This window comes from Bacillus sp. 05T31 (assembly GCF_056396725.1).
On record NZ_JBFTMA010001278.1, the window covers coordinates 1 to 567 of the forward strand.

General features: G+C 36.3%; 1 protein-coding gene. It reads left to right on the plus strand.

The window, feature by feature from the left end; genetic code table 11:
• Positions 1–112: 112 nt before the first annotated feature.
• A partial coding sequence (locus tag AC1DJR_RS32910; RefSeq protein ID WP_477004557.1) for a thiamine pyrophosphate-binding protein occupies positions 113–567 on the plus strand: 455 nt, incomplete at its 3' end.

Below are 567 nucleotides of genomic sequence, written 5' to 3' on the forward strand. Positions count from 1 at the left end.
GCCTTCACTCTTTTCACTGGACATCATTAAAACAAATAAGTTATATCATTTGTATATTTTYCCTTTTTCTCCAAAACATAATAGTATCTACCTATTAWAAGGAGGAACGATTATGTTTGGGAAAACAGCCGGTGAAGCATTAGTAGATCTTTTAATTGATTGGGGCGTAGAACACATATATGGTATGCCTGGAGATTCCATTAATTCTATAATTGAAGCTTTAAGAAAAAAACAAGATAAAATTAAATTTATTCAAGTTCGCCATGAAGAAGCTGGCGCGTTAGCAGCGGCGGCATATGCGAAATTAACAGGAAAACTTGGTGTTTGTATGGCTATTGCAGGACCTGGAGCTATTCATTTACTAAATGGTTTATACGATGCAAAACTCGATCAAGCTCCCGTACTAGCAATTTCAGGACAAGTAGAAACCGACTTACTCGGAACGGATTTTTTCCAAGAAGTAAACTTAGAAAGAATGTTTGATGACGTTGCGGTTTATAATCAACGAATAATGTCAGCTGAACAGTTACCTGCTGTAGTGAATCAAGCAATTCGAATGGCATATAC